The following is a 7,782-nucleotide window of genomic DNA, read 5'->3' on the forward strand; positions in this document are numbered from 1 at the left end:
CCGCTCGTCCTGCCCGTCCTCGGCCTGCTCCACGCGGTCCTGCACCCCCTGCCGGCCGTGGCCCTCGCCCGGCGCCTGCCCGGACCCGAGTGGGCCCGGCACCTCGTGGGGGCGGGAGCGCTCGGGACGGCCTGGGCGGTACCGGTCTGTCTGCTGGGGGACCGGTCGTTCCCCGCCACGGCCGCGGCGCTCTCGGCCCTGGGCGTGCTGCCCGTGCTCGCCCTCACCTGTGTGCGCCGGCGGACCCGGCGCACGGGACGGGCGTGGGGGACCTGGGGCATCTGGTTCCGCTCGGCGCTCGCCTCCGCCGCCCTGTTCGTGCTGGCCCTCACCGGCGCCCTGGCGGCCACCGCCGCCGGGCTGATCGAGGAGTACGAGCCGCCGGAGCCGACCGCCGGACAGCTCGCGGGGGTCTGGCGCGGTGAGGACGGCGCCGTGCTGCGCCTGCTCCCCGGCGGTCGGGCGGTGGCCACCGGGCTTCCGGCCCGGGGCCCGTACGACGCGTCGTCCACCCGGGACTTCGTGGTCTGCGCGGGCGCCGGGACCTGGCACCTCGTCAGGGAGGGGGACGACGCCCGGCGGGACGAGGTCCGGGTGCGGTTCGGCGGGAGCTGCGGGCAGGAGACGGCCTGGACGATCGGCGGTACGGCCGACGCGCCCGAGCTGTTCGTGCTGTTCGGCGATCCGGACGCGGGTGACCTGCGGATCCTGATCCACGACTGAACCACCGGTGCCGTGCCGGAGCCGGCCGGACGCGGGACCGCCGCCGTCTCCCGCGTGTCCTCAGCCGGGAAGGCGGGAGACGCCCGGTGCCCCGTCGCGGGCCACCGCCCCGGCGATCCGCCGGGCGTCCAGGGCCAGTTCGCGGAGGCCGCCGCTGAGGGGGGTGGTGAAACCGGTGAAGTACAGGCCGGGGGCGCCGTGCGGGGTGCGGGCGCCGCGGACGACCGGTCTGCCGCGCTCGTCGAGCACGCCGAGGTGACCGACGAGGCCCTCCAGACCGCGGAGGTAGCCCGTGGCCGCGACGACCGCCTCCGGGCCGATGCGGCCGCCGTCGGCGAGCACGACCTCGCCGTCCTCGAACCCCTCCACGGCGGCCACGACCTCCACGGCGCCCTTCCGCACGGCGCCGACCAGGCCGACGTCCAGGACGGGCACGGCCCCCTCGGCGGCCCGGGTGGCGAGCCCGGCCTCCGGGCGGGGCAGGCCGTGGGCCGACAGGTCCGGCGCGGTCACCTTGAGCAGCGGCCGGGCCAGCCGGTCCACCAGGCCGGCGGGAAGCCGCCGGGACAGCACGCCCGAGTACTGCGTGGCCCAGCCGGCGGTCGAGCGGCGCAGGACGTACGGAGGGGTGCGGACCGACAGCCGCACCCGGGAGGCCCCGCCCTCCACCAGGTCGACGGCGATCTCGGCGCCCGTGTTGCCGGCCCCCACGACGAGCACGTCCCGCCCGGCGAAGGGCCGCGCGTCGCGGTACGCGGAGGCGTGCAGGAAGGTGCCGGTGTAGGTGTCCCGGCCGGGCCAGTCGGGGATGCGGGGGGTGTGGTTGTGGCCGGTGGCCACGACGACCGCGGCGCCGGCCAGCTCACGGCCACCGGTGGCGTGCAGCAGCCAGCCGGTGCCGTCGGCGGTGCGCTCGACGCGCGACACCTCGACACCGGTGACGATCTCCAGGCGGTGGTGCTCGGCGTACTTCTCCAGGTACCGGACCACGTTGTCCCGGGACACCCACCGCCCGAACCGGCGCGGCATCGGCAGACCGGGCAGGGCGGACAGACGCCGGGTGGTGTGCAGCCGCAGCCGGTCGTAGTGGCGCCGCCAGGACGCGCCCACCCGGTCGGACCGCTCCAGGACGACGGCCCGTATCCCCCGGGCGCGCAACGCGTAGGCGACGGAGAGCCCGCCCGGGCCGCCGCCGATGACGTAGACGGGACGGGCCGCCCGGTGGGGCGCGGGGGCTTGCGCGGACGTGGTGGAGTCGGCCATGAGCGCGAGCGTAATCACGCCCCTGCTTGATGGGTCTCGGTCAAGACCGGAATTGGTTGCGGATTGATCACGTCTGTGAGGGGGGCGTGGGTGTGGATGTCCCCGTGGCTCCCCTGCCCGAGCGCGTCCGGCCCCGGCCCCTCCCCGAGCTGCACGGCCACGGTCCGCACCTGCGTCCCCGGGACCCGGCGTCCCGGGCCGACGCGGAGGCGTGGCTGCGCGGCCTCACGGACCCGGCGACTTCCTGACCCTCACGGCCACAGCAGCTCCCTGGCCCATCCCTCCCGCCCTTCCCGCCGGTAGCGCAGCCGTACGTGCCGGCGCCGGGCGTCGCCCTGGAAGAACTCCACCTCGTCCGGCCGGAGGCGGTACAGGGTCCAGGACGGCGCCGGGGTGTCCGGCTCCCGCCGCGCCCGTTCCCAGGCCCCTTCCGAGGCCCGGGCCAGTTCCTCCACCGAACCGAGGACGGCGCTCTGCCGCCCCGTCAGCGCGGCGGCCAGTGCCCCGGTGGAGCGGGCGTGCAGGTCGGCCTGCGCCTCCTCGGCCGGGGCGGTGCCGACGGGCCCGCGCAGGCGCACCTGACGGCCCAGCACCGGCCAGTGGAAGACCAGCGCGGCATGCGGGCGGGCGGCGAGGTGGCCGCCCTTGCGGCTGTGCGCGTGGGTCGCGAAGGACCAGCCGTCGGCGTCCGCGCCGTGCAGCATCACGATCCGTACGTCCGGCAGCCCGTCCGCGTCCGCCGTCGCCAGGGACATGGTGTGCGGCTCGCGCTGCCCGGCCGCCACCACCTCGGCCAGCCACCGCGTGAACAGCGGCAGCGGCTCGGCGGGCGCGGCGGCCGGGTCCAGCGCCGGCAGCTCGGTGACCTCCGGGTCCCAGACCCGCAGTGACCTCAGCAGCTCGTGGAGATCGGTTTCCATGCCCCGATTCTCGTGCGCGGGGCGGCCGCGCTCACACCGAGCCGAGGTCGGACGACACCCACCGCTCGGGCCGCATGCGGACGACGACCTGCTCGCCGTGGTTCTTCCAGGCGAAGCCGACGTACTCCTCGACCTTGTCGGCCGGGAGGTAGCGGGCGGAGATCTCCCGCAGCTGCTCGATCGTGGCGGGCGTGGTCTCCAGGACCGGTCCCTCCACCGACACGTACCGGATGGTGGGCTCGGTCCGGTCGATCATGAGCGAGAACCGCCCGGCCGCGCTGATCAGCTTGTTCTTGCGGGAGTCCAGACCGGTCATGATCCACACGTCGCCACCGGGCGCGTACTGGTACCAGATCGGCACGGTGAGCGGGGCGCGTCCCGGTCCCGCGTCGACCGCGAGCGCGGCGATGTGGGGTTCGGCCAGGAACTGTTCACGCTCTTCGCGGGTCAGGGCCATTCCGGTTCCTCCTGCGAGTCGGGTGTCGCGGACGTACGGGACGGTCATGCCGTGCGTACGGGTGGTCGGTTTCCACCGAGCACAACGACGGCCGCCCGCCCGGGTCTTCCCCCTTCCGCGTTCTCCGACGGCAACGGCCCCCGCGTTCAGGAGCGTTGGGCCGGGAGATCCCGCCCGGCCAGGACCTGACCGGCGGACCACGCCGGAGACGCGGGGGCCGGCACGCCCGTGCCGGCAAGGCGCCGTCGGTCCCCTCCGGCTTGATCCGCCGACCGGCCCTAGAACGTCGCCAGCCGCTGGACCAGCAGGAACGCGCCGATCCCGAGCATCGCCGCCCCCGACGTGCGCACGACCGCGCGGGCCGCCGTCGGGCGGGCGCCGAGGACGGCGCGGGCGGCGAGGCCGACGGACAGGTAGACGACGGCGCAGCACGCCATGTGCAGCAGCCCCAGGGCGACGGTCTGCGCCGGCACCGGCAGGTGCGCGCCGTCGCCCGTGACCAGGAACTGGGGCAGGACGGAGAGGTAGAGCAGCAGGCCCTTGGGGTTCAGACCGCTGATCGTGGCCCCGCGCCGGAAGGCCCGGGCACCGCTCTCCCCGGCGGCGGCTCCGTCCGCGCCCGGGGTGCCGGGGCGGCGCAGCACGCTCCAGCCCAGCCACACCAGGTACCCGGCCCCCACCACGGTCAGCACGGTGAGCAGGACCGGGGAGCCCGCGACCAGGACCGCCAGCCCCGCCGCGGCGAGCGCCGTGTGCAGTGCGTACCCGGTCACCAGGCCACCGACCGCCGCGGCCACCGACCGTCCCCGCAGCCCGGCCGAGATCGTGTACGCCCAGTCGGCACCCGGTACGCACACCAGCAGCAGGTCGAGGGCGAGGAAGGAGAGGAGGGTCGCGGTGTCCATGGCGGCGAGATTAGGCGGAAACGGGCCGAATGTGTTCCCGGATTTTCCCCGCTGCCGCGTGTTCCGGGGCAGGATCTACCTCATGGACGACATGGACCGGAAGATTCTTGCCGAGCTGCAACAGGACGGGCGGCTGACCGTGACGGAGCTGGCCGCGCGGGTGCGGCTCAGCGTCTCGCCCTGTCACCGCAGGCTGCGGGAGCTGGAGCGGTCGGGTGCGATCAGCGGCTACCGGGCGGTGGTGGACCCGGCCGCCGTGGGGCTGGCCTTCGAGGCGCTGGTGTTCGTCTCCATGCGGCAGGAGGACCGGGACACGGTCGTGGAGTTCGAGCGGGCGGTCGCCGAGGTGGAGGAGGTGCTGGAGGCGCAGCGGCTGTTCGGGGAGCCGGACTACCTGCTGCGGGTGGTCGCCGCCGACCTCGCCGCCTACCAGCGGCTCTACGACGAACGTCTGGCCACGCTGCCGGGGGTGCAGCGGCTGACGTCCACGCTGGTGATGAAGCACGTGGTGAGGGACCGCCCGCTGCCCGCGTAGGGGGCGGGTCCGCGGGCGCAACGGCCGCCGGCGCGGCGCACCATGGTGCCGGGACACACGCCAGGCGGCGGCCCACCGGAGTGGACCGCCGCCTGGCAGACAGGACTTGGAAAGCGGAAAGAAGGGAGTGGCCTCCTGCGGGAGCGACCTGCTTCAGGGGAGGGGCCCGCTTCTCGGAGAAAGGGGCGGCCTACTTCGCGGGCTTCTTGCCGGTGACGCCCAGGTGCACCAACAGCGCCAGACCGGGCTTGAGTTCGGCCTGCTTGACGCCCCAGGAGGAGAAGCCCTTCTGGTGCGAGGCCGCGGCCGCGAGCATCGTGACCAGGGAACCGGCGATCGCCGCCGGGTTCACGTCCTTGTCGATCCGCCCCTTGGTCTGCAGCGCGGCGACGGAGTCCGCCAGGGAGGTGTTCACGGAGTTCAGGATCTTCATGCGGAGCTTGTAGAAGCGTTTGTCGCCCTCGGCCGCGCCGAGGTCCACGACGCGCAGGATCGCGTCGTTCTTCCGCCAGAACTCCAGGAATCCGTCGACGAGTTCCTGCGCCGTCTGCCAGCCGGCCTTGCCGGCCCAGGAGCGGCCCTCCAGGAGCTCGGCCAACCCGGCGCTCTCGGCGGCCGTTTGCTCCGCGAGCTCCAGGACGGCGCCCTCGACGTCCGGGAAGTACTGGTAGAAGGTCGCCGGGGAAGTCCCCGCCTTGCGCGCGACATCGATGACTTTGACATCCCGGTAGGGGGACGAGCTGAGCATCTCGCTGAGGCAGTCGAGCAGCTTCTGCCGGGTCGCCTGCCCACGCCGACCGGCCACGCGGCCGTCGACGGTACGCACTTGTCCTGTCATGTCGTCAGCTTACCGAGGGGGGATGGGAGCGCGATTCGGCCGACTGCAAATGGGGTGCGCGGGCGCGCGGAGGCTGGTGTGCCTGGTCTGCGGGGTGCGCGCGACGCGGCTACTTTGGCGGCATGGCCGAAAACAGGGCACCGGAGTACACAGAGGGCACCCCGTGCTGGGTGGACGCGCAGCTCCCCGACGTGGAGGCGGGCAAGCGGTTCTACGGCGAGCTCTTCGGGTGGACCTTCCAGGAGCAGCCCGACCTGCCCTCGGGGGCCGTGCGGGCGCTGAAGGACGGTGAACCCGTCGCCTCCCTCGCGCACAAGACGGACGGCCGGCTCCCCACCGTGTGGACGGTGTCCTTCGCCACCCCCGACGCCGAGGCGCTGTGCCGGCGCGTCCGTGCCGCCGGCGGGCGGATCGTCTCCGCGCCGCTGCCGGTCGGCGACCTCGGCGTCACCGCGCTCGTCACCGACCCCGGGGGCGCGGTCTTCGCCCTCTGGCAGCCCGCCGGCCACCCCGGCTTCGGCCGCCGCCACGAGCCGGGCAGCTTCGCCTGGGTCCAGCTCTACACCCGGGACACCGAGGCGGCCAACACCTTCTACGGGGACCTCTTCCACGACGCCCTGTTCGGCCCGGACGCCGTCCCCGACTTCGGCCGTGCCCCCGTCTCCGACGTCTTCCCCGCCGAGATGCCGCCCCACTTCCTCGTCCACTTCGCCGTCGAGGACCTCGCGGCCACCATGGAGGAGGTGACCCGGCTCGGCGGCCGGGTCCAGGTCCCGCCCTTCGGGACGTCCTACGGCACGGCGGCCGTGGTCACCGACGATCAGGGGGCGTCCTTCGCGCTGCTGCGCCGCTGAACGTCCCGCCGAGCCGTCACACCGGACCGGCGCACCGGGCCCGCGCACCGAGCCGTCCACGGGCCCGTCGGCCCGCCGGTCCGCCCATTGTGTCGTATGTAAACCTGGACACCCTATTTGTCGGCCGGTTCGCAACCGGGGGCCCGGACAGGAAGAATCGGGGTGCGTGCCGCCACGGCGGTGCGGTGGTGAGACGCTGCACTTCGGTCGCGTGCACAGGTGGTGGCGCGACTCGTACGGGGAGGTGGCAGGCAAGTGGTGGATCAGCTGACGCAGCACGATCCGCGGCGTATCGGGCCGTTCGAGGTGCTGGGACGGCTGGGAGCCGGCGGCATGGGGCTGGTCTATCTCGCGCGCTCGGCGTCCGGGCGGCGCGTGGCGATCAAGACGGTCCGGACCGAACTGGCCGAGGACCAGCTGTTCCGCGTCCGCTTCACGCGCGAGGTGGAGGCGGCCCGCGCGGTCTCCGGTTTCTACACGGCGGCCGTCGTGGACGCCGATCCGCGTGCCGCCGTGCCGTGGCTGGCCACCGCGTACGTCCCCGCGCCCTCCCTCGAGGAGATAGTGAACGAGTGCGGTCCGCTGCCGGCCCAGGCGGTGCGCTGGCTCGCGGCCGGTGTCGCGGAGGCGCTGCAGTCCATCCACGGCGCCGGGCTCGTCCACCGCGACCTCAAGCCGTCCAACGTCCTCGTCGTCGAGGACGGCCCCCGGGTGATCGACTTCGGTATCGCCTCCGGCGTGTCGAACACCCGTCTGACGATGACGAACGTCGCCGTCGGCACCCCCGCCTACATGTCCCCGGAGCAGGCGAAGGACTCCCGCAGCGTCACCGGCGCCAGCGACGTGTTCTCCCTGGGCTCCACCCTCGTCTTCGCCGCCACCGGCCACGCCCCCTTCCACGGCGCCAACCCGGTCGAGACGGTCTTCATGCTGCTGCGCGAGGGCCCGGACCTGGACGGCCTCCCGGACGAGCTGCGGCCGCTGATCGAGGCCTGCATGCAGATGGACGCCTCGGCCCGGCCCACCCCCGCCGACCTCCAGGCCCAGCTCGCCCCGCACCTGTTCGGCTCCGGCTCCGACGACAGCGGCACGGCCTCCGCCTGGCTGCCCGAGCGCGCGGTCGGCCTGATCGAGGCCCGCCGGGGCGGCCGTCCGGCGCCCAAGCCCACCCACGGAGGGGGCCGCAGCGGCGGAGGCGTCCGTCCGCACGTACCGCCCCCGCCCCCGCACGACCCCGTCGTCCCGCCGCCGCCCCCGTCCGTGCCCGCGCCGGTGGGCGTGCCCGCG

General features: G+C 74.5%; 9 protein-coding genes. 4 read left to right on the plus strand and 5 right to left on the minus strand.

What is annotated here, in order from left to right:
• Positions 1 to 723, plus strand: a 723-nt coding sequence (locus tag RIM90_RS23500) for a hypothetical protein (protein ID WP_309062736.1), incomplete at its 5' end; no start/stop codon positions are given.
• A 60-nt stretch (positions 724 to 783) separates the two neighbouring features.
• Here the strand turns inward: RIM90_RS23500 and RIM90_RS23505 are convergent.
• From RIM90_RS23505 to RIM90_RS23520, 4 genes are all read right to left on the minus strand, one after another.
• A complete protein-coding gene (locus RIM90_RS23505; protein WP_309062737.1) occupies positions 784 to 1,986 on the minus strand; it encodes an NAD(P)/FAD-dependent oxidoreductase in 1,203 nt (400 codons plus the stop codon).
• A gap of 251 nt (positions 1,987 to 2,237) precedes the next feature.
• Positions 2,238 to 2,906 (minus strand): pyridoxal 5'-phosphate synthase, encoded by a 669-nt coding sequence (locus tag RIM90_RS23510; RefSeq protein WP_309062738.1) that lies wholly within the window; start codon positions 2,904 to 2,906, stop codon positions 2,238 to 2,240.
• A 31-nt stretch (positions 2,907 to 2,937) separates the two neighbouring features.
• Entirely contained in the window at positions 2,938 to 3,363 is a 426-nt protein-coding gene (locus RIM90_RS23515; RefSeq protein ID WP_309062739.1) for a pyridoxamine 5'-phosphate oxidase family protein, read from the minus strand.
• 278 nt (positions 3,364 to 3,641) lie between these two features.
• Positions 3,642 to 4,268 carry a LysE family translocator gene (locus RIM90_RS23520; protein ID WP_309062740.1) on the minus strand — a complete coding sequence of 209 codons (627 nt, stop codon included), beginning with the start codon at positions 4,266 to 4,268 and terminating at the stop codon, positions 3,642 to 3,644.
• 82 nt (positions 4,269 to 4,350) lie between these two features.
• Here RIM90_RS23520 and RIM90_RS23525 point away from each other — a divergent pair, with 82 nt between their 5' ends.
• Positions 4,351 to 4,803, plus strand: coding sequence for an Lrp/AsnC family transcriptional regulator (locus tag RIM90_RS23525; RefSeq protein ID WP_309062741.1), 453 nt, complete (start codon positions 4,351 to 4,353; stop codon positions 4,801 to 4,803).
• A gap of 190 nt (positions 4,804 to 4,993) precedes the next feature.
• Here RIM90_RS23525 and RIM90_RS23530 read toward each other — a convergent pair whose 3' ends face one another.
• Positions 4,994 to 5,629, minus strand: coding sequence for a TetR family transcriptional regulator (locus RIM90_RS23530; RefSeq protein ID WP_309062746.1), 636 nt, complete (start codon positions 5,627 to 5,629; stop codon positions 4,994 to 4,996).
• A gap of 134 nt (positions 5,630 to 5,763) precedes the next feature.
• Here RIM90_RS23530 and RIM90_RS23535 point away from each other — a divergent pair, with 134 nt between their 5' ends.
• Positions 5,764 to 6,495, plus strand: coding sequence for a VOC family protein (locus RIM90_RS23535; RefSeq protein WP_309062742.1), 732 nt, complete (start codon positions 5,764 to 5,766; stop codon positions 6,493 to 6,495).
• Between the two features lie 255 nt (positions 6,496 to 6,750).
• Positions 6,751 to 7,782, plus strand: a 1,032-nt coding sequence (locus tag RIM90_RS23540) for a serine/threonine-protein kinase (RefSeq protein WP_309062743.1), incomplete at its 3' end; no start/stop codon positions are given.

The sequence above is a fragment of the Streptomyces sp. genome (assembly GCF_031181555.1).
In the GTDB taxonomy this organism is placed as follows: domain Bacteria; phylum Actinomycetota; class Actinomycetes; order Streptomycetales; family Streptomycetaceae; genus Streptomyces; species Streptomyces fimbriatus.